The sequence below is a fragment of the Lacunisphaera limnophila genome (genome assembly GCF_001746835.1).
Taxonomy (GTDB): Bacteria; Verrucomicrobiota; Verrucomicrobiia; order Opitutales; family Opitutaceae; genus Lacunisphaera; species Lacunisphaera limnophila.
Map to the genome: position 1 here is coordinate 142,002 of NZ_CP016094.1, position 26,214 is coordinate 168,215.

Annotated in this window: 20 protein-coding genes; 13 read left to right on the top strand and 7 right to left on the bottom strand. The window is 68.5% G+C overall.

All coding sequences use genetic code 11. The features are described from left to right. Positions 1-16: 16 nt before the first annotated feature. Positions 17-1,651, bottom strand: a complete 1,635-nt coding sequence (gene pyrG, locus Verru16B_RS00650; RefSeq protein WP_179947401.1) for a CTP synthase — start codon at positions 1,649-1,651, stop codon at positions 17-19. 105 nt (positions 1,652-1,756) lie between these two features. On the opposite strand from pyrG, the gene Verru16B_RS00655 reads away from it, so the two are divergent. From Verru16B_RS00655 to Verru16B_RS00670, 4 genes are all read left to right on the top strand, one after another. Continuing rightward, the gene (locus Verru16B_RS00655; RefSeq protein WP_069960481.1) at positions 1,757-2,137 is read left to right on the top strand and encodes a DUF6941 family protein; all 381 of its coding nucleotides are present in this window, start codon (positions 1,757-1,759) and stop codon (positions 2,135-2,137) included. A 178-nt stretch (positions 2,138-2,315) separates the two neighbouring features. Next, the gene (locus Verru16B_RS00660; protein WP_069960482.1) at positions 2,316-3,311 is read left to right on the top strand and encodes an adenosine kinase; all 996 of its coding nucleotides are present in this window, start codon (positions 2,316-2,318) and stop codon (positions 3,309-3,311) included. A gap of 91 nt (positions 3,312-3,402) precedes the next feature. Then, positions 3,403-3,942 carry a hypothetical protein gene (locus tag Verru16B_RS00665; protein WP_069960483.1) on the top strand — a complete coding sequence of 180 codons (540 nt, stop codon included), beginning with the start codon at positions 3,403-3,405 and terminating at the stop codon, positions 3,940-3,942. Between the two features lie 58 nt (positions 3,943-4,000). Further along, positions 4,001-4,561: a hypothetical protein gene (locus Verru16B_RS00670; protein ID WP_069960484.1), complete on the top strand. Its 561-nt coding sequence runs from the start codon at positions 4,001-4,003 to the stop codon at positions 4,559-4,561. 153 nt (positions 4,562-4,714) lie between these two features. Here the strand turns inward: Verru16B_RS00670 and Verru16B_RS00675 are convergent, their stop codons facing one another. Then, positions 4,715-5,002, bottom strand: a complete 288-nt coding sequence (locus tag Verru16B_RS00675) for a hypothetical protein (protein WP_069963531.1) — start codon at positions 5,000-5,002, stop codon at positions 4,715-4,717. 61 nt (positions 5,003-5,063) lie between these two features. Between Verru16B_RS00675 and Verru16B_RS00680 the strand changes: the two genes are divergently transcribed. From Verru16B_RS00680 to Verru16B_RS00710, 7 genes are all read left to right on the top strand, one after another. Then, positions 5,064-6,053: a biotin--[acetyl-CoA-carboxylase] ligase gene (locus tag Verru16B_RS00680; RefSeq protein ID WP_069960485.1), complete on the top strand. Its 990-nt coding sequence runs from the start codon at positions 5,064-5,066 to the stop codon at positions 6,051-6,053. A gap of 59 nt (positions 6,054-6,112) precedes the next feature. Then, positions 6,113-7,138, top strand: a complete 1,026-nt coding sequence (locus tag Verru16B_RS00685; RefSeq protein ID WP_083269991.1) for an ABC transporter ATP-binding protein — start codon at positions 6,113-6,115, stop codon at positions 7,136-7,138. 89 nt (positions 7,139-7,227) lie between these two features. Continuing rightward, complete coding sequence (locus Verru16B_RS00690) at positions 7,228-7,989, top strand: ABC transporter permease (RefSeq protein ID WP_069960486.1); 762 nt, start codon at positions 7,228-7,230, stop codon at positions 7,987-7,989. Between the two features lie 4 nt (positions 7,990-7,993). Then, on the top strand, positions 7,994-9,466 hold the full coding sequence (locus Verru16B_RS00695) for a GldG family protein (RefSeq protein WP_069960487.1): 1,473 nt from the start codon (positions 7,994-7,996) through the stop codon (positions 9,464-9,466). Positions 9,467-9,474: 8 nt separating this feature from the next. Continuing rightward, complete coding sequence (locus Verru16B_RS00700; protein ID WP_069960488.1) at positions 9,475-11,433, top strand: DUF4340 domain-containing protein; 1,959 nt, start codon at positions 9,475-9,477, stop codon at positions 11,431-11,433. A gap of 36 nt (positions 11,434-11,469) precedes the next feature. Then, positions 11,470-14,241 carry an AsmA-like C-terminal region-containing protein gene (locus Verru16B_RS00705; protein ID WP_069960489.1) on the top strand — a complete coding sequence of 924 codons (2,772 nt, stop codon included), beginning with the start codon at positions 11,470-11,472 and terminating at the stop codon, positions 14,239-14,241. A gap of 47 nt (positions 14,242-14,288) precedes the next feature. Further along, on the top strand, positions 14,289-18,239 hold the full coding sequence (locus tag Verru16B_RS00710) for a response regulator (protein ID WP_069960490.1): 3,951 nt from the start codon (positions 14,289-14,291) through the stop codon (positions 18,237-18,239). 86 nt (positions 18,240-18,325) lie between these two features. On the opposite strand, the gene Verru16B_RS00715 is transcribed toward Verru16B_RS00710, so the two are convergent. Next, positions 18,326-19,528 (bottom strand): sulfatase-like hydrolase/transferase, encoded by a 1,203-nt coding sequence (locus Verru16B_RS00715; RefSeq protein ID WP_083269992.1) that lies wholly within the window; start codon positions 19,526-19,528, stop codon positions 18,326-18,328. A gap of 37 nt (positions 19,529-19,565) precedes the next feature. Then, positions 19,566-20,624, bottom strand: a complete 1,059-nt coding sequence (locus tag Verru16B_RS00720) for a 3-keto-disaccharide hydrolase (RefSeq protein ID WP_069960491.1) — start codon at positions 20,622-20,624, stop codon at positions 19,566-19,568. Between the two features lie 142 nt (positions 20,625-20,766). Here Verru16B_RS00720 and Verru16B_RS00725 point away from each other — a divergent pair, with 142 nt between their 5' ends. Continuing rightward, on the top strand, positions 20,767-21,183 hold the full coding sequence (locus tag Verru16B_RS00725) for a hypothetical protein (RefSeq protein WP_069960492.1): 417 nt from the start codon (positions 20,767-20,769) through the stop codon (positions 21,181-21,183). A gap of 97 nt (positions 21,184-21,280) precedes the next feature. On the opposite strand, the gene Verru16B_RS00730 is transcribed toward Verru16B_RS00725, so the two are convergent. The 3 genes from Verru16B_RS00730 to Verru16B_RS00740 form a co-directional block, all read right to left on the bottom strand. Further along, positions 21,281-22,291 (bottom strand): sodium:calcium symporter, encoded by a 1,011-nt coding sequence (locus Verru16B_RS00730; protein ID WP_237023453.1) that lies wholly within the window; start codon positions 22,289-22,291, stop codon positions 21,281-21,283. A 152-nt stretch (positions 22,292-22,443) separates the two neighbouring features. Continuing rightward, positions 22,444-23,832: a coiled-coil domain-containing protein gene (locus tag Verru16B_RS00735; RefSeq protein ID WP_069960494.1), complete on the bottom strand. Its 1,389-nt coding sequence runs from the start codon at positions 23,830-23,832 to the stop codon at positions 22,444-22,446. Between the two features lie 11 nt (positions 23,833-23,843). Then, positions 23,844-25,415 (bottom strand): hypothetical protein, encoded by a 1,572-nt coding sequence (locus Verru16B_RS00740; protein WP_157772096.1) that lies wholly within the window; start codon positions 25,413-25,415, stop codon positions 23,844-23,846. A gap of 172 nt (positions 25,416-25,587) precedes the next feature. Between Verru16B_RS00740 and def the strand changes: the two genes are divergently transcribed. Next, on the top strand, positions 25,588-26,154 hold the full coding sequence (def, locus tag Verru16B_RS00745) for a peptide deformylase (RefSeq protein ID WP_069960496.1): 567 nt from the start codon (positions 25,588-25,590) through the stop codon (positions 26,152-26,154). Positions 26,155-26,214 lie beyond the last annotated feature (60 nt).

Sequence of the window (26,214 nt, forward strand, 5' to 3'; positions counted from 1 at the left end):
TCTTCCTTCTTAACTCTTACTTCTTTTTCTTCTGGTTCTTGATCGCCGCGGCGATGAAGGCGGCGAAGAGCGGGTGCGCCTTGTTGGGCTTGGACTGGAACTCCGGGTGGCACTGCACGCCGAGGAACCACGGGTGCTTCTTGATCTCCGTGATCTCGACCAGGCCGCGCTTGGGGTTCCAGCCGGAGATGACCATGCCGGCTTTCTCCAACCGCTCGATGTAGTCGTTGTTCACCTCGTAACGGTGACGGTGGCGCTCGGTCACCGTGTCCGTGCCGTAGGCCTTGCGCGCCAGCGTACCGGGCTTGAGCGAGCAGGCGTAGGCGCCTAGGCGCATCGTGCCGCCCTTCTGGACGACGTTGCGCTGCTCGTCCATGAGGGCGATCACCGGCTCTTTCGTGTCCGGCTCGAACTCCATCGAGTTCGCCTTCTTCAGGCCGAGCACATTGCGGGTGTATTCGATCACGGCGACCTGCATGCCGAGGCACAGGCCGTAATAGGGAATGAGATTCTGGCGGGCGTAGCCGGCGGCGGCGATCTTGCCCTCGATGCCGCGGTCACCGAAACCACCCGGCACCAAAATGCCGTCGAGCTGGCTCAGCTGCTTCAGGCCGGTCTTCGTCTCCAGCTCCTCGGCGTCGACCCGGATCACCTCCACGTGGGCGTGGTTGGCGATGCCGGCGTGGGCCAGGGACTCGTAGACGGACTTGTAGGCGTCCTGCAGCTCGATGTACTTGCCCACGACCCCGATCTTCACGGTGTGTTTGGGCGACTTGATGCGGTGCACGATGTCGGCCCAGATGTTCTTCGGGTTCGGCCGGGCCTTGATGCCCAGCAGCTCGCACACGTGCTGGTCCATGCCCTGCTTCTGCAGCATGCCGGGCAGCTCGTAGATTGAGGACTCGACGTCCTCCGCGGCGAACACGGCCTTCACCGGCACGTTGCAGAACATCGAAAGCTTCTCGCGCATCTCCAGCGTCAGCGGCTTCTCGCAGCGGCAGACCAGCAGGTGCGGCTGGATGCCGATCTCGCGCAGCTTGGCCACGCTCTGCTGCGTGGGCTTGGTCTTCAACTCGCCTGCCGCCGTGACGAAGGGCACCAGCGTCACGTGGATGAAAACACACTCCTTGGGCCCGACCTCCAGCGCGAACTGGCGCAAGGCCTCCAGGAAGGGCAGCCCCTCGATGTCGCCGGTGGTGCCGCCGATCTCGGTGATCAGCACGTCTACACCCTTGCCGCCCCGGTAAATGCGCTCCTTGATCTCGTTGGTCACGTGCGGGATCACCTGCACGGTCTTGCCGAGGTAGTCACCGCGCCGCTCCTTGGCGATCACGGCCTCGTAGATCTGGCCCGACGACAGGCTGTTGGCGCGGGAAAGCTTGCCCGAGGTGAACCGCTCGTAGTGGCCGAGATCCAGGTCAGTCTCCGCGCCGTCATCCAGGACGTAGACCTCCCCGTGTTGGAACGGGCTCATCGTGCCCGGATCCACGTTCAGGTAGGGATCGAACTTCTGGATGCGCACGGTCAGCCCGCGCATCTCCAGCAGGGCGCCCAGCGCCCCCGCCGTGAGTCCTTTGCCCAAGGATGAAACCACACCGCCCGTGACGAAAATATACTTCACGGATGCCGTTAAATCGGGCGCGTTTTCCATACACAAGAAAAAGGTGGCCGGGCCTCCATTTAGGCCCTCGCCCGCCCCGACATCCCCCTGTACTTGGCACTTGGAACTTGCCCCTGCTGGCCCAAGCCTCGCCCCGTGCAGTCCAAACCCTCCCTCCTGGCCTGGATCACCTGCGACGGCGTCCACCTCGACCCCGCCTCGGGCAAGCACACCATCCTCGGCGTCTTCTCCAACATCAAGGCCCGCTCCTTCCCCGTCACCCACCCCTACATGGTGTGGTTCCTGACCCTCACCGATGTCCAGCCCGGCACCCACCGCATCAGGATGTCCATGGGCCTCAATCCCGCCAACCCCGTCGAGCTCATCGCCCGCGAGTTCGAGTCCCAGTCGCCCCTGCATCGCATCAACCTCATCAACGAGCTCCGCAACCTCCGCTTCGACCAACCCGGCGACTACGCCATCGTCATCGAGGTCGACGACGACCCGATCCTCGCCACCAACCTGACCGTGACCTGAGGTTGTAGGGCGGGATCGCCGAATCCCGCCTTCGTGCGAGCGCGATATCAGGTCCCGGGCGGGATTCGGCGATCCCGCCCTCCAACAAAATCCAACTTCCCCTTTTCGTGTAATTCGTGTGTTTCGTGGGCCGATTTTCCCTTCCTCCTTCTTAATTCTTCCTTCTTCCTTCCGGTTCATGTCCTCCTCCTTCGAGCTCCTCGGCATCGGCAACCCCATCATGGATTTCATCGCCCACGTGGACGATGCCTTCCTGCGCGCCCACGTCCCGGGTGACATCGGCGGCATGGTGCTGGTGGACGACGACGACATCGCCCGCCTGCTCGGCCGCCTCGGCGGCGCCGTGGCCATGACCCCCGGCGGTTCCGCCGCCAACGCCGTGCTCGGCGCCACCAAGCTCGGCCTGCGCACCACCTACGTCGGCATGACCGGCGCCGACAAGACCGCCGAGGACTACCGCGCCAACTTCGTGGCGGCCGGCGGCGACGGCTCCCGCTTCAAGCGCACCAACCTGCCCCACGGCCGCTGCCTGTCCATGGTCACCGCCGACGGCCAGCGCACCATGCGCACCCACCTCGGTGCCGCTATGACCCTCAACCCCGACTCGATCTCCGTCGCGGACTTCCACGGCGCGAAGCACGCCCACATCGAGGGCTATCTCCTCTTCAACCCCACCCTCGCCCAGAAGGTCGCCGACACCGCCCGCGCTGCCGGTTGCACCCTGAGCCTCGAGCTCTCCTCCTTCGAGGTCGTCAACGTCGCCCGCGACTGGATCCTCGCCCAGCTCAAGCAGGGGGTCGACATCGTCTTCGCCAACGAGGACGAGGCCAAGGCCCTCTTCCAGCACGAGGCCAGCTACGACACTTACGCCCGCGAACTCGCCGCCTTCGGTGGCATCGCCGCCGTCAAGATCGGCAAGGACGGCGCCTGGGTCGCCCGCGGCTCCGAACTCCACCGCATTGCCCCCGTCAGCGTGACCCGCGTGGCCGACACCACCGGCGCCGGCGATGCCTGGGCCGGCGGCTTCCTCTACGGCTACCTGCGCGGCAAGTCCCTCGCGGGCGCCGGCGCCCTCGGTTCCGCTTTGGGCGGCGAATGCGTCCAGCACCTCGGCGCCGCCATCCCCGAATCCCAGTGGCCGCGCCTCCGCGCCCTGGCCGACTCCCTGAAGTAAGCCGCCGGTGGCACCCGGCCTCCGGACGGGTTGGATGGGTGCAATTAAAGGGAACCGACCGTCAATTGACCGTTCCAACCCCTACCCTCCGATGAAACCGGCTGGAACCCTCCTGCTCCTCTCCGTCGGATTGGTGACGTCCGCCCCGGCGGCCGCACCGGCGGATGGGATCATCTCCCGCGAAATCTCCGCCAAAATCCGCGAGGGCCTGCCGGCGTTCACGCCCCCGGCACCCGCGCCCGCCGGCGAAGCCGACTCCGCCACCCAAACCACCGACCCCAACGTCCTTATCCTGCCCAAGCTCATCGTGAAGGAGAAACGCCTCCCCGCCGACGCCGCCGACCAGCTCATGAGCCGGCGCGATTTCAAGCGTAAGATGGAGAACATCTATCTCGACGAGATCGCCAAGGACGGCCCGCTGAACTACCTGCTGAACTCCTTCACCATCCCCCTCCTGAGCCCCTCCAAAGCCGCCCGCGGCCACTCGATCTATCGCCAACGGGAACTCGACCGGTTGCGCAACGTCATCGACGCCGGCTCAACCCTCGACCCCGGGGCCCGCCAAAAATACGAACAGGAAATGGACAACACCTGGACCACGCGGCCCGCCGGCGGCCTGGAAAAACGCTAGGACCCCGCTCACCGGGTTTTTCACTCGATAGATCCGACAACCTGAATACGCTTTCCCCATGAAAACCACGACCACGCTGGGCCTCCTGATCCTCGCCCTGGCCGTGCCCGCGCTCGCGGATGACACCCCGGTCACCCCGCCCCCGGTTGTACCCGCTCCGGCCACCGTCGCCGCGCCGGAACCCGCCGCTCCCGCCCCGCCCGCTCCCACCCCCGCCGTGCGACCCGCCACCCTCCTCCCCGGCCTGCCGGCCTACGACCCGCCGCCGCCGCCCGAGCCGAAGAAACTCGACCAGCCCGCCGCCGATCCCGACCTCCTCGTGTTGCCCACCATGACGGTGAAGCAGAAGCCCCGCCCGCGCCTCAACGCCGAGATCGTCCACTCTTCCAAGGATTACGGCAACCTGCTCGCCAAACAGAAATTCTCCCAGCTCGACCAGGCGCTGAACAAATTCACCCTGCCCCTCTTCGGCCAATCCCTCGCCCAGCGCGCGCTCGAGGAAAACGAGCGGGAAAAGAACGCGGCCCTCACCGCCGACGTGCTGAATATCTCCAAGGCCCTCGAGTCCGCCGACCCCGCCGAGGCCAAGGCCCTCAAGGAAGCGATCACCCGCCCGTAACCCCAAGGTGGAACCCGACCTCCGGGCGGGTTGGTTCGAGTTCGGTCCGTACTGACCGCGCCCCCCGGTGGGCGGCCTGGTCGCAGGCACCACGAACCACTCATCAGCATCGGTTCGCGACTCGCCGCTCGTCCCCGCTGCCCGCGCCTGCTTTCAACGTGCCGCTCTGAGCAGCGTCCGCACGATCTCCGCCCACTCGGCCGCGAGATCCCCCGTCGCCGCCGGCCGCCCCGCCCGCGCATACCAGTAACCGGCGTTCATCTCGTCCCCTTCCTTGCGGTGCAGGTACGCATGCACCCACGCCCCGTCCCGATCACCCGCGGCCTGCGCCAGGGTGTGCGCCTGCTCCCACTCGCCGCGCGCGTCGAACCACAGCGCCCGCAACGCCGGGCCCGCCGTCGCCGCCGGCTCGCCGCCCCGGGCAAATTCCTCAGATGACATTTGCACGCCCATTGTTAATCACTTTGTTAGCGTCCCCGCGCCGCCCCGCCACGCTATTTTCATGTCCCAGACCGAAGTCACCATCCTCCGCGAGCTCCTCGCCGCCGACACCGGCTACGTCTCGGGCACCAAACTCGCCAAGCAACTGGGGCTCTCGCGCGTCGCGGTCTGGATGCAGCTCCAGAAGCTGACCAAGCAGGGTTTCGTGTTCGAGGCCGCCCGCAGCCGCGGCTACCGGCTGGCCGGCTTCCCGCCCCAGCTCCACCAATCCCTCATCCAGGCCCATCTCGCCGGCCGCACCCGCACCCCCACCCTCATCACCCTCGATCGGGTCGACAGCACCAACACCGAGGCCGAGCGCCACCTCGCCGCCGGCAGCCGCACCCCCCTCGTCATCCTCGCCCGCGAGCAAACCCAGGGCCGCGGCCGCCGCGGCCGCGTCTGGCACAGCCCGGCCGCCGGCAACCTTTACGGCACCTTCGTCTTCCGCCCCAAGCTCGAGCCCACCCGGCTCCAAGACTTCACCCTGTGGATGGGCCTCAACGTCTGCGAGCTGATCGCCAACTTCTGCTCGATCGAGCCCGGCCTCAAGTGGCCCAACGATGTCCACCTCCAGGGCCGCAAGGCCGGCGGCATGCTCACCGAGGCCCGCATCGACGCCGACGAGGTGCACGACCTCGTTTTCGGCCTCGGCCTCAACCTCAACGCCCGAGCCGCCGACCTGCCCCGGGAACTCCAGCACTCCGCCATCTCGCTGGCCGAGGCCGCCGGCGCCCCGGTCGACGTCAACCGCTTCGCCGCCGCCCTGATCGGCCGCGTGCTCTCCGCCTGCGCCCGCTTTGTCGAAAACGACTACCGCGACAAATTCACCGAGCTCTGGACCCGCTTCGACCTCCTCCGCAACCAGCCCGTGGCCGTCACCCAGGGTGACCGCACGGTCACCGGCACCGCCACCGGCATCGACGCCGAGGGCTCCCTCCTCGTGCGCACCGCCGCCGGCCGTACGGAACGCTTCCGCGCCGGCGAGGTCACGCTCAGCCGCCAGCCCTGATACACGAGGCTTGCGGGGCGGTCGGATTCCCCGTCTAACTCTGCATTTGCACCCGCGGCATGGCCGATATTCCCGACAACACCATTGAGGTCTCCAATCTCGTCAAAACCTACGGTTCGCTGACTGCGGTCAACAACCTGAGTTTCACCGTGAAGCGCGGCGAGATCGTCGGCCTGCTCGGCCCCAACGGCGCGGGCAAGAGCACGACCATGCGCATCCTGACGGGTTACCTGCCCGCGAACGCGGGATCCGTGCGCATCTGCGGCCTGCCCGTCGCCAGCCACCCCGAGGCCACCCGCCGCCACATCGGCTACATGCCGGAGAACAACCCCCTCCCCGAGGACCTCCGCGTCTCCGAGTACCTCTGGTTCCGCGGCCGCCTCAAGGAAATGCCCCGCGCCAAGCTCCGCGCCCGCATCGACGAGGTCCTCGAGCTCTGCGACCTCAAGCGCAACCGCCACCGCATCCTCGGCCGCCTCTCCAAGGGCAACCGCCAGCGCGTCGGCATCGCCGAGGCCATCCTCGCCGAACCCGCCGTCATCATCATGGACGAGCCCACCATCGGCCTCGACCCGCACCAGATCATCATCGTGCGCAACCTCATCGCCAGCCTCCGCGGCCGCATGAGCGTCATCATCTCCAGCCACATCCTCCCCGAGATCGAGGAAACCTGCGACCGCGTCCTGATCATCAACGGCGGCCGCATCGTCGCCTCGGGCTCCCCCGCCGACCTTCGCCGCGAGATGTTCGGCCACACCACCTACCGGGTCGAACTGGCCGGCGACACCACCCGCCTCGCCGCCGACCTCACCGCCCTCGACCCCACCCTCCGTCTCTCCGGCCTGGGCGAACTTGGCCCCGATGGCTTCGCCACGGCCACCCTGCTGACCGAGGCCCCGGAGGACCTCGGCGAAAAGCTCCTGCTGGGGCTCCCCGCTCGCGGCTACCGCGTCCGCTCCCTCGGCCACGCCCACCCCTCGCTCGAGGATGTCTTCCTCGCCGCCACCCGCCGCAGCTGGGACGCCCGCCTCCCCGACCAGAAACCCACCGAGGGCGCCAGCCGCGCCCCGCTGCCGAAAGTATGAAGTAAGAAGGAAGAATTAAGAAACACCGACCAACGCCCGCCTGTCCGCCTTTACTTCCTCCTTCTTAATTCCTCCTTCTGCCTTTTTCCATGCGCCACTACCTCACCATCCTCTCCCATGAGATCCGGGCGCTGCTCTACAACCCCAGCACCTACATCGCGGCCGTGCTCTTCCTGCTGGTGATGGGCTTCATCTTCACCGGGATCCTCGACGACTACAGCCGCACCCCCCAAGAAACCCCGCCGGCCGTCGTCTTCTTCCAGCTCTTCTGGATTCCCGTCTTCTTCATGGTCCCGCTGCTGACCATGAAATCCTTCGCCGAGGAACGCCGCCTCGGCACCCTCGAAACCCTGCTCACCACCCCCGTCAGCACCACCGAGGTCGTGCTCGGCAAGTTTTCCGCCGCCTACCTCTTCTACGTCCTCCTCTGGGCCACGACCCTCGGCTTCCACTACATCCTCCAGGTCTACGCGCGTGACGTCCGTTACCTCGACTCCGGCCCGCTCATCGGCGGCTACCTCTTTGTCGCGATCAGCGGCCTGCTCTTCATCGCCGTCGGCATCCTCGCCAGCGCGGTCACCCGCAGCCAGGCCGTGGCCGGCATCCTCAGCTTCACCCTGCTGCTCGCCCTCATCGGCGGCCTCAGCTACGTCAGCGAGCTCGGCGCCCTCAACCAGGACTTCCTCTCTCCCATGCGCACCACCCTCGAGGGCCTGCGCATCCCCGGCCACGTCGACGACTTCACCCACGGCATCGTGGACACCCGGCAGGTCTTCTTCTACCTGACCGGATCCATCCTCGCCCTCCTCTTCAGCATCCTCGGCGTCGAGGCGAAGATCCTGAACAGCTGAGCCCATGGCCAACTACGACAGCTTCCGCGCCGCCCGCTGGATCCGGTTCATCAACCTGATCCTCCAGGCCGGCCTCTTCCTGTCTCTCTTCGCCGGGCTCAACTACATCGCCCTCAACCACGCCTGGCGCTTCGACCTCACTGCCAACCGCCGCCACTCCCTCTCCGCCGAAACCCGCGCCTACCTCACCGAGCTCGAGCGCGACGTCCGCATCATCGTCACGATCTCCGACGACGCCGATGATGACGAGCTCGAGCAGGCCCGCCGCGACATCAGCGCCCTCCTCCGCGAGTACACCTACCACACCCGCAACAGCACCAAGGGCCGCATCGCGGTCCGCGAGCTCGACATCTACCAGCACCGCCGCGAGGCCGAGGCCCTCGGGCTCGAGCAGCCCAACCAGGTCATCCTCCTCACCGACCGCCACCGCCGCGTGCTCACCCTCGGCGACTTCTACACCACCCGCGACCTCCAGCGCGAGGGCTTCCACGGCGAGGCCACCCTCACCGCCGCCCTGCTCGACGTCTCCAGCGCCGAGAAGAAGAAGATCTATTTCCTCTCCGGCCACGGCGAGATGCGGCCCGACGACGTGGACCGCCGCCGCGGCCTCTCCGACCTGCGCGACGAGCTCCGCCAGCGCAACTACGAGGTCGCGGGCCTCGACCTCAGCCTCACCCGGAAGATCCCCGACGACGCCGCCCTCGTCGTCATCGCCTCCCCCCAGGGCCCGATCAAGCCCTTCGAGGAACTGCTCCTCCGCGACTACCTCACCACCCGCGCCGGCCGCCTCATCGTCCTCCTTGACCCGGGCGTTGCCCACGGCCTCGAGAACCTCACCTTCGACTGGGGCGTCATCGTCTACGACAACGTCCTCATCGACCTCGACCCGCGCAGCCTCACGGAGAACAACGACGTGCGCCTGTGGAATTTCACCCGCGATCCCGCCAGCCGCATCACCGACAACCTCATGAACAACGGCATGGTCGCCATCGTCGGGCCCGCCCGCGTGGTCAGCGACGACCTCGGCCGCTCCCTCGACGACGGCCTCAGCGTCAAGCGCCTCATCGCCACCAGCCCGGAGGCCTGGGGCGAGACCAGCTACCGCCTCAAGAGCTTCGAGTACACCCCCGGCCAGGACCTCAAGGGCGAGCTCGGGGTCATGGTCATCTCCGAGCGCCTCAAGCCCGCCAACCTCCCGCTCAGCGTCCGCGGCGGGCGCCTCGCCGTGCTCGGCACCGCCGACCTCGTGAGCAACGACCGCATCATCTCCATCGGCAACCTCAACCTCTTCCTCGCCACCGTCAACTGGGCCGTCGAGCGCGAGAACCGCCTCAACATTCCCGTCCGCCCCATCGACCGCTTCCAGCTCGCGCTCAGCGCCGAGGAACTCGTCCGCCTCCGCCTCGGCCTCCTGCTCGGCCTCCCCGGCCTCGTCGCCGCCCTCGGCCTCGTCGTCTACTGGACCCGCCGCAACTAACCGCCCCCATGCGCTCCAAAGTCACCGTCGTCCTCCTCTTCCTGAACGTTGTCCTGTTCTTCTACATCTTCCGCTTCGAGGAGAAATGGCGCGCCGAGCGCGCCACCCTCGAGGCCCGCCGCCGCGTCCTCCCCGCCGAGATCGCCAGCCTCGAGTCCTTCACCCGCACCACCTCCGACGGCGCCACCGTGAAACTGGAGAAAAAGGGCGACGCCTGGTGGCTCACCGCCCCCTACGAGTGGCCGGCCAACCCCAACGCCGTCTCCCGTCTCCACAACGAGCTCCAGTTCCTTGAGCATGAGACCAGCTTCCTCGTCGCCGACCTGCCCAAGAGCGGCCAGACGCTCGCCGACTACGGCCTCGCCGAGCCCGCCCTCACCGTCGACCTCACCGCCGCCGGCAAAAGCTTCCGCCTGCTCATCGGCGCCGACACCCGCACCGGCAACCGCCTCTACCTCCTCTCCCCCGACACCGAGCGCATCCACGTCGTCAGCCGCAGCCTCGCCGAGAGCGTGGGCATGGCCCTCGCCGACCTCCGCACCGACACCCTCTTCACCATCCCCGTCTTCGAGGTCCGCTCCCTCAACATCCAGACCGGGCCGCCGTCCAACCTGAAGGTCCGCCTCCGCCGCGACAACGCCAGCCGCTGGGGCTTCGAGACCCCCATCCTCGCCCGCGCCAACAAGGCCAATGTCGAGGTCACCATCAACGCCCTGAACGCCCTCACCGCGAAGTCCTTCCTCGACCGCTCGGAAGCCGACCGCACCGGCCTCGATTCGCCCTCCCTCCGCGTCACCTTCGAGGGCAACGCCCGCCGCGAGACGCTCCTGCTCGGCTCGGCCGCCACCCCCGGGGAATACTACGCCCGCTTCGAGGACAAGAACGTCGTCTTCACCACCGCCGTCCCCGCCCACCTGCTCGAGGTGCTGCGCGCCTCCCAGGATGAGCTGCGTGACCGGCACGTGCTCGATTTCGACCCCGCCACGGTCACCTCGCTCAACCTGCGCGCGCCCAACCAGCCCGCGCTCTCGCTGCAGAAGCTCGAGACCGCGCCCGCCTCCGGCGGTCCCGCGGTCGCCGCGCCCGCCCCCGGCGCCTGGCAGCTCATCACCCGCGCCGACGGCCAGGCCCCGGTTACCACGGCCGCGGACCCCGACGTGATCCGCGACCTGCTCGGCCGGCTCGAGCGCCTCTCCGTCGTCAAGTTTCTCAGTGACGCGCCTTCGGCCGCGGATGTCGAAAAGTACGGGTTCACCGAGCCCGAGCGTGAGATCACCCTCGGCCTCACCACCGGCGGCGGCCTCGACGGCCGCGCGCCCTCGACCCTCGTCCTCCAGGTCGGCGTCGATCCCGGCACCACCGGCACCGCCTTCGCCCGGCTCACCAACCCCCCGTTCGTCTACGAGATCCTGCCCGACATCATCGAGGATACCCCCGTCCTCGCCCGGCACTTCCGGCACCGTCTCCTGCGCAAGCTGCCTGAGGGCGCCCTCCTCACCACTGTCAGCCTGGTGGACCTCACCACCGGAACTCCCGTCTTCGCCCAAAAAATCAAGGAGGGCGAACAGACCTGGACCGCCACCCTCGCCGCCACCCCGGAAGCGACGCGCCCCGCCCTCGCCGCGATCCTCGCCCAGCTCACCGAACTTCGGGCCGCCGCGTTCACCGCCGACGCCTTCTCGCCGGACCACGCCGACACGCCGGAGGGCAACCGGCCCTGGCGCTACCGCCTCGATTACAGCGTCACCTTCAACGGCGGTCCGGAAATTCCCGCCAGCCTCCTGCTCACCGAACGCCTCGGCGGCATGACGCTCGTCGCCGGCACCGCGGACTTTGGCGGCGTGGTCTTCACCGTCACCCAGCCCCTCCTCGACGCCCTCTTCGCCCTGACCTACACCGCCACCCAGGACCCCGGCCCCGTGGAGCCGGCCGCCGCCAGTCCGGCCCCGGCAGCGCCCAAGAATTGAGCGACGAACGCTGACCGGTTCGTCGTCACTCCGCGCATGTCCCCCGCGCCCACCCACTCCTGGTTCAAGACGGGCCTGCATTTCTGCGGCTCGTGCGTGGTCACGTTGCTCTGCTGGACGCTGTGGATCGGCCTCGGCGCGCTGCTGGTCCTGCTACTCTACATCGCCCTCGCGAAGGAACTGCCGGTCCCGGACTATGTCCTGCGCCGGACCGAGGTCGAACTCGCGCGCTCCGGCCTGATCCTGAAGTTTGGCCGGGCCCGCTTCGACCCCACCGGCAAGGTCCTGCTCGAGGATGTCCGGGTCCACACCACTGCGTTTGAGGATCCCCTGCTCACCTGCCGGCTGCTCTACGTGCGCCACGATTTCTGGTCCCTCCTCTCCGGCCAGACGACGCCCGCCGAAATCCAGATCGAGGGCGCGGCGCTGCTGCTGCCGGCCATCCTCGCGCCGGGCGGCACCGCCGAGCCGCTGGTGCGCGATCTCGCCCTCACCCTCCGGCACCACGACCACCGCTGGCGGGTGGTCCAGGCCGCGGGTCGCGTGGGGCCGCTGGCGCTCACCGTCCAAGGCGAATTCACCCCGCCCCGGCGGGGCGCGGCCGCCCCCGCCCTCGACGGTCTGGCCGGCCAATACCTGCAGGCCGCGCGTCGCCTGGCTCCCGTCATGGACCGGCTCAATGCCTTTGCGGATCCCGCCCTCGCCGTGCAGCTCGACACCGACGCCGCCGGCGCCAACCGCGCCACCGTGCTCTTCACCGCCACCGGCGCAGTCCGGCCGTGGGACCAACCCTTCACCGCCGGCCTGGTGGCCGCCGGCACCTCCTTGCCGCTCGGGGGCGCCGCCAGCCGGCCGCTGACCGTGCAGCTCGCGATCCGCCACCTCACCGGGCCGCGCGAGGTCACCGCCCACACCCTCCGCGCCACGCTCCAGGCCGAGGTGTCGCCGGCCCGCTTCACCGGCCGCGCCCTCTCCCTGGAGGTGGCCGCCGGATCCGTCACCTCCCCCGAGGGCACGCTCGCCGGTCCGGTCATCCACGCCGATCTCGCCGCCTGGCCGGTGTTGCGCACCACCCTGGCGACCCGGATCGAGGGCGAGTTTCTCGCGGCCGAGGTCGAGGCCGGTCTGACGGAAAAGTCCGCCCGCATCCACGCGAGCGGTCGCGGTGATCCCGCCTTCATCAACCGCACCCTCGCCCGCCATACCCCGCGCGCCGCGCCTTTCTTCGTCTTCGGGGATACCGTGTCGTTTGCCGCCGACGCCGTGCTCGCCCCCGGCTGGCGCTTTACCGGCCTCACCGCCTGGGCGGACGCCGGGCGCATCGACTCCCGCGGGGTCCTCATCTCCTCCGCCCGCGGCCGGATCGACATCGCCGGCACCCGCTTCGTGGCGAGTGAGGCCCGGGTCGCGATGGGGGAAAATCACGCCCGCGGTTCCTATGAGATGGATTTCATCACGACCGACTACCGCATGCTGCTCCGGGGCGCGCTGCGGCCCGTCGCCATCAGCGGCTGGTTCCGCGGCGACTGGTGGCCCGCTTTCTGGGACCGCTATTTCAACTTCGCCGGCGGACCGCCCACCGCGGAAGTGGACGTGCAGGGACGCTGGAAAAAACCGCTGCTGAGCACCAACTTCATCCGCGCCCAGGCGAGCCGGGCCACGGTGTGGGGCGGCGATTTCGAGGCGATGGACGCCACCGTGTTCGTGCGGCCCTCGTTCACGCACGGCCTCGCCGTCCAGGCCACCCGCGCCGGTGGCACCGAGCACCTCGCCGGCAGCTTCCAGCGGGTCGGCGTGCCCGGCACCCGCGAGACCGCCCGCTTCGCCTTCGACTTCACCACCGACGCCGATCCCGCCGTCCTCGGCCGCATGCTCGAGGGCCGGGCCGACGACGTGCTGGCCTCGCTCCGTTTCACGCGCCCGCCGTCGGTCCACGCCTGGGGCGCCATCGCCGCCGGCGTGCCGGAATACCACTTCACCGGCCGGGTGGCCGACCCCTTTCACTATTACGGCTTCCCGCTCGAGGCGGCCCAGGTGCAGGGCGCGGTGAGCGGCTCCGATGTCCAGATCACCAATGTCTCCTTCTCCGCCGGCGGCGGCACGGGGGCCGGCAAGGCCACCCTGAGCGGTCCGTCTGGGGCGCGCCGCCTCGGCTTCGATCTGTTCCTCAACCAGGCGAACCTGTCGCGCACGGTCCGCGCCGTCCAGGAGTACGAGGCCAACCGCACCGGTATACCCGCCCCGGAAACCGAGGCGAAATTCGTCAAGCAGGCCGCCAACAGCCGCCTCGACGTCGCTCTCTCCGCCCTGGGCGACCCGGTCGACCTGGCCAGCTTCAAGGGCTCCGGCCACGCCGCGCTCACGGGCGCCGAACTCGGCGAGATCAACCTCTTCGGCGTGCTCTCCCAGGTGCTCAGCACCTTCTCCCTCAGCTTCTCGTCGCTCAAGCTCGACGCCGCCCGCACCAACTTCGATCTGCTGAATGGCGAATTGCTCTTCCCCAACTTCAAGGTCACCGGCCCCAGCGCCGCGATCGACGGGCGCGGCAAGTACACCTTTGCCACCAGCGCCCTGGATTTCTCCGCCCGTTTCCGCCCCTACGAGGAACCCGGCAGCCTGCTCGCCGCCGCCGTCAGCCTCGTGATGAATCCGCTGACCAGCATCCTCGAGCTGCAACTCACGGGCCAGTTGGCGGATCCCAAATGGTCGGTGGTGGTCAGCACCGGCACGGATCCTTCCAAGCCCTCGGCTCCGGCCCCCGCCCCCACGGCCGCCACCCCGGCGCCTGACGCGGCTCCAGTCAGGTAATACCGTTGCCTTGGCCCGGCGGCCCACCTAGCAGATGGGTGCGCCCCATGCCGTCCACTTCGAGCCGCCCCCAGCCCTCCCCGCTTCCTTACGGCACCCTGGCTCCCTTCGGCCTGCTCGCCCTCGGCGGCCTCCTGATCCTCACGGCATGGTGGACCGGCCAGGTTAATCTCGTCCAGCCCCGGCCCTACGACGCTGCGCTGCCGGCCAACGCCGCGGCCTGCCTGCTGCTCATCGGGCTGGCGCAATGCGCCTTCAGCTTGCAGTGGCGGCGCACCGGCCTGTCCCTCGGCTCCCTCGCCAGCCTGCTGGGCCTCGTCACGCTGCTCCAGGATACCCTCGGTCTCGACTGGGGCGTGGACAACCTCCTGACCCATCATGAGGTGCTCGTCGCCGGTCCGGGTGTGGCCCGCATGCCCGCCGCCCTGGCCCTGGTCTGCACCCTCTCCGGCCTGCTGGTAACCTGGCTCGCCGCGCGCCCGAAACAGGAAAAACTGCCGGTCCTGCTCGGTCTGCTCGGCTCCCTCGTCCTGGCGTATGCCATCACCGGCCTCCTCGCCTATCGCAACGGCCTGAACGCCGTGGCCGCCTGGCAGGAATATGCCCGCCTTGGCCCCCACTCCGCTCTCCTGCTCCTGCTGCTCGGCTCCGCCCTCATCCTCCTCGCCGCCCGGGCCCAACCCGCCGCCGGGATCGGTCCGCGCTGGCTCTGGCTGCCGGTCACGGTCTGCGGCATCACCCTCACCCTCACGTTCTGGGTCAGCCTCCGGCAGCGCGAGCTCAGTTACCTCCACAGCACCACGCAACTGACCATGGATTACATCGCGGCGCTCTTCAGCCGCGAGGCCGAGGGCCAGATCGGCGCGCTCAGCCGCCTCGCGCGCCGCACCGGCACCCCCGCCGGCTCGGAACAGGAGACCTGGCAACGCGATGCCGCCGAGCTCGTCAAATCCTTCCCCGGCTACCGCTCCATCCAGCTGACCGACAGCCTCCTCCTCACCCGGTGGTACTGGCCGCTCGCCGGCAACGAGGACGCCCCCTCGTACGACCATGGCTCCGATCCGCTCCGCCGCGCCGCCCTCAAGGCCGCGCACCAGCGGGCCGCGCCCGCCGTCGCCGCCCCGCTCGAGCAGCCCGGCCGGGCCCCCACCTTTGCCGTCTATCTCCCGGTGGTCGCCTCCGGCGGCCCGGAGGGATTCATCGTGGGCGAATTCTACTACGACCGTTTCTTCGAGAGCATCGACCGCCGGCTCACGCTCTCGGCCCGCTACCAGACCACCGTGGCCGTGGAACCGCCCGGCAACCGGCTCGACGAAGCCGCCGCGGTGCCCGTCTACCAGACCGCCGCCGGCCAGGACCAACCGGACCCCCGTCTGCGCCGCACCGCTCACTACGAGATCTACGAACAACAGCTCATCATCACCCTCACCCCCCGGCCCGGCTTCGTCGGCGCCAACCGCCCGTACCTGCCCGAGCTCACGCTCTTCTTCGGCGTCGGCGTCAGCATCCTCCTCGGCTTGGTCACCAACCTCGCCCAGACCGCCCTCCGCCGGCAGCGCGCCGCCGAGACCACCAGCCGCCAGCTCCGCCTGGAAAACGAGGAACGCCGCCGCATCGAGGCCCGCCTCAAGACCGCCGACGAACGCCTCAACCTCGCCTTCGAATCCACCCAGGCCGGCGTCTTCGAGTGGGATGTCGAGAGCGACCAGGTCTACTGCACCCCCAGCGTGTGGAAGATGATCGGCGCCGACCCGGCCGACATGCCGGCCACCGGCACCGGCTGGCTCAACCTCCTCCACCCCGACGACCGCCCCGCCGTCCGCGCCGTCATCGACGCCCACTTCCGCCACGAGACCCCGCTGATCGAGATCGAGCACTGCGTCCACCTCCGCTCCGGCGACTGGCTCTGGATCGCCTTCCGCGCCAAGTGCACCTCCTTCTCCGCCGCCCGCCACCCGCGCCGCGTCCTCGGCACCGTCCATAACATCAACGCGCGCAAGCGCGCCGACGAGGCCCTCCGCCTCAGCCAGGCCGAGTCCCGCAAGCTCTCCCTCGTCGCCAGCAAGACTGACAACGCCGTCGTCATCTCTGACGCCACCGGCCACATCGAGTGGGTCAACGAGAGTTTCACGCGCCTCACCGGCCGCCCCCTCGCCGACGCCGTCCGCCGCCCCCTCCTCGAGCACATCGCCGGCACCGACGAGGACCCCGCCGCCCCCGACCGCCTCATGGCCGCCCTCGCCGCGGGCACCGCCCTCTCCACCGACGCCGTCCAGCTCACCGCCGACGGCGGCCGCGTCCACATCCACCTCGAGCTCCAGCCCGTCATCGGCGACGAGGGCTTCCTCGAGAACTTCATCGCCATCTCCACCAACATCAGCGCGCGCATCGAGACCGAGCACCAGCTCCGCCGCGCCAAGGAAGAGGCCGACGCCGCCTCGCGCGCCAAGTCCGAGTTTCTCGCGTCCATGTCGCACGAGATCCGCACGCCGATGAACGGCGTCATCGGCATGACCAGCCTGCTGCTCGACACCGACCTCAACGCCGAGCAGCGCGACTACGTCAGCACCATCCGCACCAGCGGCGACGCCCTCCTCTCCATCATCAACGAGATCCTCGACTTCTCCAAGATCGAGTCCGGCCGCATGGAGCTCGAGCACCAGCCGTTCGAGCTCGCCCAGTGCGTCGAGGAGGCCGTCGATATCTTCTCGGCCCAGGCCGCCGCCAAGAACATTGAACTCGCCTACTTCCTCGATCCCGCCGTGCCGCCCTGCATCCTAGGCGACATCACCCGCCTCCGCCAGGTGCTGGTGAACCTGATGAACAACGCCATCAAGTTCACCCCGTCGGGTTTCGTCACCATCGAGGTCGGCGTCATCGCCGACAACCCGGCCAACCCCGCCGCGGGCAACCTGCTCATCGATTTCTACGTCAGCGACACCGGCATCGGCATCCCGGCCGACCGGCAGCACCTGCTCTTCCAGCCCTTCAGCCAGGTCGACTCCTCCACCACCCGCAAGTTCGGCGGCACCGGGCTCGGTCTCGCGATCTGCCACCGCCTCTGCGAGATGATGGGCGGCTCGATCGACGTGGAGAGCGTGCCCGGCCAGGGCTCGCGCTTCCACTTCTGCATCCAGACCACCGCGGTGCCCATCACCGATGGCAACACGCCCCCCCTCTTTCCCCCGCTGCCGGCCACCGGCGCGGTCCTCGCGGTCGATGATCACCCGGTGAACCGCACCGCCCTCCGCCACCTGCTCGAGGGCTGGGCGCTTCGCCCGCTCCTCGCCGCCACCCCGGACGAGGCCATGAGCGTCATTCGCGACCAACCCCTGGCCGCCGCCATCGTGGACCAGGACCTGGCCGGCGTCTCCGGGGTCAGCCTCATCCCCCGTCTCCGCGCCCTGCAGCCCAACCTGCCGATCATCATGCTGGTGCCCGCCCACGGCAGCCCCAAACGCGACGAGAGCTTTGACTCCCTGGTCTTCCGCCTGCCCAAGCCCATCAAGCCCTACCCGCTGCACGACGCGCTCCGTCGTGCCACCCAGGCTGCCGGGGCTGGCGTCACGGCCGGCGCCTCCGACCTCGCCGGCACCGCCATCCGCCTCGCCGAGGCCATCCCGCTCTCGATCCTCCTCGTCGAGGACAACCCCGTGAACCAGAAGGTCGCCCTCGGCTACCTCGCCCGCCTCGGCTACCAGCCCGATGCCGTCTCGAACGGACGCGAGGCCGTCGAGGCCGTCACCTCCCGCCCCTTTGACCTCGTCTTCATGGATCTGCAGATGCCCGTGATGGACGGTCTCGAGGCCACGCGCGCCATGCGCGCCGCCCTGCCGCCGGACCGCCTGCCCCTGATCGTGGCCCTCACCGCCAACGCCATGCCCGGCGACCGCGAGACCTGCCTCGCCGCCGGCATGAACGACTACCTTTCCAAGCCGGTGAAGATCGAGGAACTCCAGACCATGATCCAGCGCCACTTCGGCCACCGCACCGGCTGATCGGCCTGGCTGTAGGGCGGGGTCGCCGAACCCCGCCGGGAACGAGGCGCGAGCATCGGGCAAAGGCGGGGTTCGGCGACCCCGCCCTACATCAGCTTCACCAGCTCCGCGATCTCCCCCGCCCGCGCCGGATCCTCCGCCAGGTTCTTCAACTCCAGCGGATCACGCTCGAGGTCGAAATAGAGCCAGGGTGCGCCATCCTCGTTGAGCACCAGCTTGTGCTTCGCCGAGCGGAACCCCCGCCACGCCACCGGACACTGCAGCGGAATCTCTGTCGCGCTCGGCATCGAGATCAGCGCGCTGTCCCGCCGGCAATGCCACTCGCGCCCTTCCGCCCACGCCACCGCCATGTGCGGCAGGTCGGCAATACTCACCGGGCTCGGATCAATCCGTCCCCGGTTCTCCGGCCTCTGGCCTCTGATCAGCAGCGGCACCCGCACCGACTCCTCAAATGGCCACGCCTTCCGAAAAAGCCCGTGGCTCCCGTGCATGTCGCCATGCACCGAGGTGAACACCACGATCGTCTCCGCCAGGTCCACCTCGGCGATGAGCTTCCCGATCGCCCGGTCGGTCGCCTCGATGTGCGCGTAATAACCCGCCAGTTCCTCGCGCGCCTGGCGCTCAATGGGTCCGCCGGCCGGCACGTTCCCCCGCAGCCGGATCTCCGCCGGCGCCATCTCCCGCACATGCGGGGCCACCGCATGATACGGCGGATGCGGTGCCTCCAGGCTCACCACGCCGAAGGTCGGCTGGGTATGCGGGGTCCTCAGCCACTCCGCCACCCGCTGGACCAGGATGTCCGCCTGATACCCCTTGAAATGCTGCGGCTGCGGCAACCGCGTCCCGTGCAGCCACGGATCATTGAGCAAAAAGCCGCTTTCAAATCCTTCCCACAGCCCAAAGCCCCCGCGCCGCTCCGGCGGCACGATCATTCGCGCGTGCGCCTCGCCCACGAGCGCCGCCGACCGGTCGCGCTCCGCCAGGTGCCACTTCCCGAAAAAGGCCGTCGCATAACCCCGGTCGTTCAACGCGTGCGCGACCGTGCGCGCGTCGGGCGGCAGCGCATCCCAATACCCCCGCACGCCGTTCTCCGGGCCAAGCCGACCCGTCAGCAGCGCCGCCCGCGCCTGCGGCCCGAGCGGGTGCGGCGTCACCGCCTGCGTGTAATTGACCGCCTCGCTCGCCAGCCCGTCCAGCCACGGCGTCAGCGCATTGGCGTCACCGGCGTAACCGGTGGCCTGCGCCCGCCATTGGGTCGTGACAATCCAGAGGATATTCGGGCGGTTCATCGGCCTCAGGCTGTCGCCGGCTGCACCGCCCGGGCCCTCACGGGGTGCCGCGCTCCAGCACCATCGCGCGGGAGAAATCCTCACCGACGGTGACCAGCATCTTCTTCTTCTCGCCGGTGAAGTCGAACTTCACCTGCACGTCGGTCGTCTTGGCGTAGAAATGCGTGGGGGAGGCGGCGAACAGCACCAGGTCGGCGCCGGCAAAGGTGAAGCCGAGCTGGCCGTCGGGCAGGCGGCGGACCTTCCCCGTGTTCCACTGACCCGGCCGGCCGTAGTCGCCCACGTAGGTCTCGAGCAGCGCCTCGGGCAGCACGAACTCCGGATGGCGGTGCTGGCCCAGTTCCCGCACCCACACGTTGCGGTAGCGGACCGGATTGCCGTGGTCCTGCATGGCGATCGGCAGGCGCTCGGGGTGGGCCTGGTAGGGCGGACGGCCGATCCAGGTGGTGGGGCCGGTGAGCTCGGCGTTGTGCTGCACCAGCACGCCGTTGAGGAAGGCGGTCATGCGCGCGGGGCTGAGCAGCTTGCCCTCGGCGTCGAAGCGCGGGGCCGTCCAGATGATGTCGTAGGCCTGCCACTGGCCGGGCGGGCGCGTGGCGTTCACCAGCGCCGGATATTGGTTGTAGATCGAGCCGGCCGAGCCGTCGGCATAGGTCTTGTTCTCATGCGAATCCAGCACCTGGATCTCATAGCGGCCCAGGCCGAAGAACACGCCGCTGTTGCCGCGGCCTTGGCTGTCGCCCTTCACCTCGGCGGGCGCGGCCCATTCGATGTGCAGCTGGCAGTCGCCGAAGGCCTGCAGCGTGCGGATGTACCCGCTGCCGGGCACGCACTCCAGCGCCCCGTCCTTCACCACCCATTGGGTCGGGCTGCCGTCCATGGCCGCCCACGCGGAAATCCCCTTCCCGTCGAACAGCACGACCGCATCGGAAGGTGGCACGCCGGGCTGGTCCGGCGTGCTGAAGGTGCCCGGGTTGACCACGGGAGGCAGCGGGCGCTCCCGGTCATGGCCCAGCCAGGCCGCGTCAGGCGCGGCGGACAGGCGGACAGCTAAGGCCAGGAGCAGGACAGCAACAGGAGCAACGGGGGTCTTCATGGGGTGAGCCGGCAGTTTGCGCCGCCCGGTGGCGGCTGTCCAACGGAAAGGTTCGCCCCGGGCGAATGGTTAAACCGTTTTCAAAGTCGGCGCGCGGCATATTAGTCTGGCCTCGGCCCGACCCGCTCCAAATATCCGGGGGATGAATCTCGCCGACGCCCGCACCGCTGTCGTTCACGCCCTCGGACGCATGCACACGCTCTACCGGCAGCCCCTCTTTGATGAGTGGGTGCTGGTCAAACTCGCCCGGGAGACCGGGGCCATCCTCGCCTACGAGGGTCCCCGCGCCGATTCCTACCAGCGCCGTTTCAAGACGGACATCGCGCCCCTGCAGGTGGAGATGGAGGGCCGCAAGATGGCCGTGGGCGACTTCGAGTTCGCCCCTAACGCCCACGGCGCCCACTTCGACGCCTGCATCCGCCTGGGTCCGGCCGCCTATCTGTTCTGCAACCACACGGCGAAGTCTATGACCGAGATCCGCGCCGACGCCCACTGGCTCTCCGCGCAAAAACCCTTCGTGGAACTCGCGGCCAAGTTCCGCGAGGACCCGCTGGAGTAAAACAAAGTTAGAAGGAAGAAGGATGAATTAAGAAATTAAGGCAGCGAACACCCCGCTTCGTTTCTTAATTCTTCCTTCTTCCTTCTTCCTTTCGCCCTCAGCCGACCAGTCCCGCGTACACGAACCCGCCGTACGCGAGGCACATCACCCCGCCCGCCCAGCGCGGGAGGCCGCCCGCGATGAGCAGGAAGCCCGCCTGCACGACCGCCACGCCGGCGAGCAGCAGCAGCGAGTTCAGCGCGAAGGGCGGCACCGGCAACGGGCCCGAAAGCGCAAACAGCCCCAGGCAAAGCGGGATGCAGATATGCCCGTCGCCGACCTGCGAGCTGTAGACCACGTCGGCCCGCCGCCGCCAGCCCCAGTAGAGCGCGAGGATGGCGTTGGGCAGCACCATCAGCCAGCCGGTCAGCCAGCCCAGGTTGTCGCGGCTCAGGAAACCGTGCCGCTGCGCCGAGAGCCAGGCCACCAGCCAGTCGATCGACTCGTAGAGAAAATACGCGCAGACCAGCACCACGGCGGCATTGAGGTAGAATTTCCACCCGAAGCTCACCCGCTGCCGCACGTTGTGCTTCAGCACGTCGAACACCTGCACGCACTGCCAGAAAAGAAACAGGCCGATCAGCGCGATCCCATCGGTGCGGTCGAGCCGGCCGTCCCGGCCGAGCAGCCAGGCCGCGCCGGTGAAGAACAGCACGGCGGCGAGCGTGAGCAGCAGGGACAGCCGGTTGAGTTGCGCCTCCCCGCCCCCGCCGCCCTTCTTGCGGTCCGTCGCCACTTTCCCCGCCGCCTTGGGCATGATCGTCAGCCCCCAGAACAGCGCGGGCAGGCCGAGCAAGAGCGTGAGATTCGTGACATTGTTCACCAGGCTGTTGGTCAGCACTTCGCGACCGCCGCCGAATTTGCCGACCATCAGGCCGACGAAGATCAGGTTGCCCAACCCTGAGCAGTACGGCAGCAGCAGCGTCCCCAGCGCCGTGCCCTCCAGCCCCTGGTCGAGCATCGCCTCGATTCGCCAGAGCATGAGCAGCGACACGCCGAGAAAGACCGCCAGGTAGGCCGGCGGATCGTTCAGAGCGAGGGACTCGAGCAGGTCGGGTAACAGATGCACGGCGGCCATTCAGCCCGGCGGGCGCGCGCCTGTAAACACCGGAGCGGCCCGCTATCGAAGGTAGAGGGATGAATTGGGAATGAGGCAGCCAGGGCCGCCCGGCCGGCCTCCCCTTTTCTTAACTCTTCCTTCTTAATTCTTACTTTCCAAGCTCACTGCAGCCGGATCGGCAGCCGCGACCACCGCGTCTGCAGGTCCGCCAGGATCGTGCTCGTCTTCGGCTCGGGATTGTCCCCGGCCTGCAACTTGTGCGACGCGGCGAAATTCCCCAGCACCGCACAATAGTCGTTGTTGACCATGATGCCGATCAGGTCGCCCGTCTTGCTGAACACCAGGTCGCCGCGCTTGGGCGCGATCTCGCCGAACAGGCGCGTCGAGATCCGGTTGTCCAGCTTCACGTAGCTGGCGTTGGCCGGGTCGATCCGGAAGGGCGTCTCGCCGTAGCGACCGTCGTCGGCCCGCACCAGCACGGCATCGGGAAACTTGAAGGGCTCCTTCGCCAGCTGGTAGATCTTGGTCCCCATCAGGGCCGAGAGGGCGGGATCGACCGGCGCCACCACCAGCCGCGGGTCGAGCCGCAGGAAATTCAGCTCGGCAATCGGCGCGTTGAACGAGCCGCGCGCCAGCCGGCCGGTCACCTGGTCGTAATCGGTCGGCACCTCGCTCAGCGTGAACGGCGTGTCGCTCAGGTGCATGAGCGCGTAGACCCGGTCCCCGTCGCTCACCAGCACGGTCTGGGCCGTCTTCTCCTTCACCGCGGGGCCGAAGAGGCCCGCCCGCCGCGCGGTCAGGCTGGTCTGCACCCGGTTGGCGAGGAATTCCGAGAAGATCAGGTTCGGGTTGATCGGCCGGTTGTCCCGCAGCTCCTGGCTGAGCTGCCCCGACTGCTCCGCCAGCTGGCCGACCCCCTGCGCCAGCACCGTGGTCTGCTCCTGCACCTTCACCCGCTCCAGGCGCTCCACCTCGACCTGCTGCTTCGCCTCGACCAGGTTCTGGGCGATGAGCTGCTTCTCCTGCTCGGCCACCCGGACCGCGACATTGAGGTTCTCGATGCGCTGCCGGGCCTCGGCCTGCTGCCGCTCCATGCGCACCAGCTCCGCCTGCTGCCGCGCGGCCTCGGCGCGCTTCTCCTCCAGCTCGCGCTGCAGCTGGGCCAGCTGCTCCTTGGTCAGGAAGGCGTCCTGCGCAGCCGCGGTGTAACGCTGCTCCAGCTCCCGGGCGCTGGCCTGGGTGGAACCGAGGGCGCCCTCGAGCTGGCCCTTCTGCTGCTGCAGGGCGGCGACATTCTTCTCGCGTTCGGCCAGCGCGCCCTGGGTGGAGCCGAGCTGGGCGGAGAGCTGGTCGCGCGCGGCCTTCTCATCTTCCAACGACACGCGCATGAGCTCGACCATGTCGGCGTTGATCGCCGGCGCGGCCTCGGCGGAACGCGGCGCGGCCGTTTCCAGCCGGGTGTGCGAGGGCTCGGCCTTCTCCCAGCGCGTGAGCGCCAGGAGATTGAGCAACATGAAGTCGCACATGATCAGGAGGAGGGTCTTGTTCATCGCCGGGCTCCTCAGGTGGTGGCGGACCGCTGCATGGCGAGGATCAGCTGACGCTTGTAGGGCCGCACATGCCGGATCTTCACCAGCGCAACGCACACGATGCCGAAGAGGTTGGACGAGTAGGCGGCGAGCAGGTTGGCGTCGATCAGGCCGAGCACCTGGAGCACCAGCGCCGTGGCTGTGCCGGCGATGCCGATGTAGAGGCCGCCGTCGAACAGGTTCTCCTCATTATCCATCAGCTTGAGCTTGGTGGCGGGTTCCACGTCCTGCCGCGCCACTTCGGCGATCTTCAGGAGACAGATGACATACATGCCGACCTGGATGGCGGCAAACAGGGTGATGGAGAGGATGGTGGAGAGGTCCATGGTGGTGGCGGGGGTTGAAGGATCGGGAGTGGGCGCCGCGGTGGCGCCGATGACGGGGATGCTGAGCCTGAGGCTGTAGTCGGAAAGGGGCGCGGCCTTCAGCAGGAAGGGCTCGGAAAAAACGAAGAAGAGGAAGGTCAGGATGGCCGCGATGAGCCCGCTGCCCATGCGCGGAAAGCCGGCGCGCAACAGCTGCTCCACCGGGCGGAACAGCCGCAGGTCCACCGCCCGCAGCAGCAGGAACACGCCGCCGAGAAACGCCGCGTATTTCGCCAGCAGCGCCAGCTCCGGGTGCCGCAGCGCGAACCCGGCGCCCCACTCGAACTCGGGCCCCGCCCCGGCCGTGACCGGCGCCTGGCGCGTCACGAGCTGTTTCACCGCCCCCTCGCCGTGCGTCAGCGCCAGCCGCAGGTGCTCCGCCCCGGGTTGGCCGAAAGCGATGAGGTATGCCGCCACCCCGTCCGCCGACCGGGTCAGCAAGGCCGCCGTGTAGATCACCGGCAGGTGCTCGGGCGCCAGGCGGGCGAGGTGCGCGAACTGCCCGACGGTCGCGAGGCTGCCGGTGGTGCGTAGCAATTCGGACAACTGCACCCAATTGAGCCGTTTGCCCAGCGTCAGGACATCAAGGTAGAAATCTTCCAGCTCGCCCAAGTTGCCGCTGGCCACCGCCGCCTCGGCCTGTGCCCGCACCTCGCGTTGCAAGCCCGCCGCGAGGTGCTCGGTCTGCCAGAGGTACGCGGTCAGCAGAATCACCGCATCCAGCGGCTGGCCGCCCGGCCGGCCGGCCGGCACAAAACGCTGGGTCGTGGTCAGGGCCGCCGTCCGCAGCAGGGTCTGCACGCCGGGCAGTCGGGAAACCGACAGGTAACGGCGCAGGTTGTCGCGCGCCTGCTGCGTCACCATGAAATTCAGCACGGGCTGCGAACGACCGTCACCGCTCGGCCGGGCCGCCAGCAGCGGCTCCAGAGCGACATCCCAGCCGCCCCACGGCATCAGGTCGGCATGCAGCGCGGCATAGGCCTCGAACGCCGTGCCCAGCTCGGGGGCAGCGGGATCCGCCACCTGGCGCGCCGCCTCAAGCACGAGTGCGGCCGGGCCGGGCTTGTCGCGCTGCAACAGGTCGCGCCCAAATCCCGCCACCGGGGTCGTGCCCCGGCCGGCCTCGCGCAAAAGTGCCGGATTCAGCGACTTGACGTTCACCGGCAGCAGCCAGGCCACCAGCAACAAACCCACCCCCAGACCCAGCCAGACCAGCCAAAGCGCGGACCGCGGGCGGAGGCGGAAGCGGGCGGGGACATGGAATGGTTCATAACGTTTTGGCCGGGCAGCGGAAACAAATTTATTTGCCGCCCACCGGGCGGTCTTGCACCTTGCGAGACTAACCTGACCCATGGTTCTCCCGATTGTTCACTTCAACAGCCCCGTCCTGCGCAAAAAAGGTGCGCCGGTGACGGCCTTTGATGCCGCCCTGGCCCGCCTGGCCGGCGACATGATCGATACCATGCACGAGGCCCAGGGCATCGGCCTGGCCGCCCAACAGATCGGCCATCCCCTCCAGCTCTGCGTGCTGGACCTGCGGGAAACCGAGGCGGACTTCACCTGGGAATACGACGGCGCCCGCCCGCCCCTCGAGCTCTTCATGCCCCTCGTGGTGGTCAACCCCGATGTGAAGATAGTGCCGGAACCAACCACCTCCTATGAGGAAGGCTGCCTGTCCTTTCCCGAGATCCGGGGCGACGTGGTCCGCCCCGACGAGATCACGGTGAAATTCCAGGACCTGGCCGGGGTGCCCCACACCCTGCGTTGCAACGGCCTGCTCGCCCGCTGCGTGCTCCACGAACACGATCATCTCCAAGGCATCCTCTTCATCGATCGCATGGCCAAGGACGTCCTCACCGTGATCGACCCCGAGCTCAAGGCCCTCAAGAAACTGACCCGCGAGGCGGCCAAGAAGTGATGAAGTGAAAGGGAACGTGAAGGTGGCCCCCTACCCGCCCTCACCTTCGCCGACTTCCTC

Bases quoted from the DNA above. Each gene is read 5' to 3' on its own strand.
- pyrG (WP_179947401.1), bottom strand. From the start codon at position 1,651: ATGGAAAACGCGCCCGATTTAACGGCATCCGTGAAGTATATTTTCGTC.
- Verru16B_RS00660 (WP_069960482.1), top strand. From the start codon at position 2,316: ATGTCCTCCTCCTTCGAGCTCCTCGGCATCGGCAACCCCATCATGGAT.
- Verru16B_RS00665 (WP_069960483.1), top strand. From the start codon at position 3,403: ATGAAACCGGCTGGAACCCTCCTGCTCCTCTCCGTCGGATTGGTGACG.
- Verru16B_RS00670 (WP_069960484.1), top strand. From the start codon at position 4,001: ATGAAAACCACGACCACGCTGGGCCTCCTGATCCTCGCCCTGGCCGTG.
- Verru16B_RS00675 (WP_069963531.1), bottom strand. From the start codon at position 5,002: ATGTCATCTGAGGAATTTGCCCGGGGCGGCGAGCCGGCGGCGACGGCG.
- Verru16B_RS00680 (WP_069960485.1), top strand. From the start codon at position 5,064: ATGTCCCAGACCGAAGTCACCATCCTCCGCGAGCTCCTCGCCGCCGAC.
- Verru16B_RS00685 (WP_083269991.1), top strand. From the start codon at position 6,113: ATGGCCGATATTCCCGACAACACCATTGAGGTCTCCAATCTCGTCAAA.
- Verru16B_RS00690 (WP_069960486.1), top strand. From the start codon at position 7,228: ATGCGCCACTACCTCACCATCCTCTCCCATGAGATCCGGGCGCTGCTC.
- Verru16B_RS00695 (WP_069960487.1), top strand. From the start codon at position 7,994: ATGGCCAACTACGACAGCTTCCGCGCCGCCCGCTGGATCCGGTTCATC.
- Verru16B_RS00700 (WP_069960488.1), top strand. From the start codon at position 9,475: ATGCGCTCCAAAGTCACCGTCGTCCTCCTCTTCCTGAACGTTGTCCTG.
- Verru16B_RS00705 (WP_069960489.1), top strand. From the start codon at position 11,470: ATGTCCCCCGCGCCCACCCACTCCTGGTTCAAGACGGGCCTGCATTTC.
- Verru16B_RS00710 (WP_069960490.1), top strand. From the start codon at position 14,289: ATGCCGTCCACTTCGAGCCGCCCCCAGCCCTCCCCGCTTCCTTACGGC.
- Verru16B_RS00715 (WP_083269992.1), bottom strand. From the start codon at position 19,528: ATGAACCGCCCGAATATCCTCTGGATTGTCACGACCCAATGGCGGGCG.
- Verru16B_RS00720 (WP_069960491.1), bottom strand. From the start codon at position 20,624: ATGAAGACCCCCGTTGCTCCTGTTGCTGTCCTGCTCCTGGCCTTAGCT.
- Verru16B_RS00725 (WP_069960492.1), top strand. From the start codon at position 20,767: ATGAATCTCGCCGACGCCCGCACCGCTGTCGTTCACGCCCTCGGACGC.
- Verru16B_RS00735 (WP_069960494.1), bottom strand. From the start codon at position 23,832: ATGAACAAGACCCTCCTCCTGATCATGTGCGACTTCATGTTGCTCAAT.
- def (WP_069960496.1), top strand. From the start codon at position 25,588: ATGGTTCTCCCGATTGTTCACTTCAACAGCCCCGTCCTGCGCAAAAAA.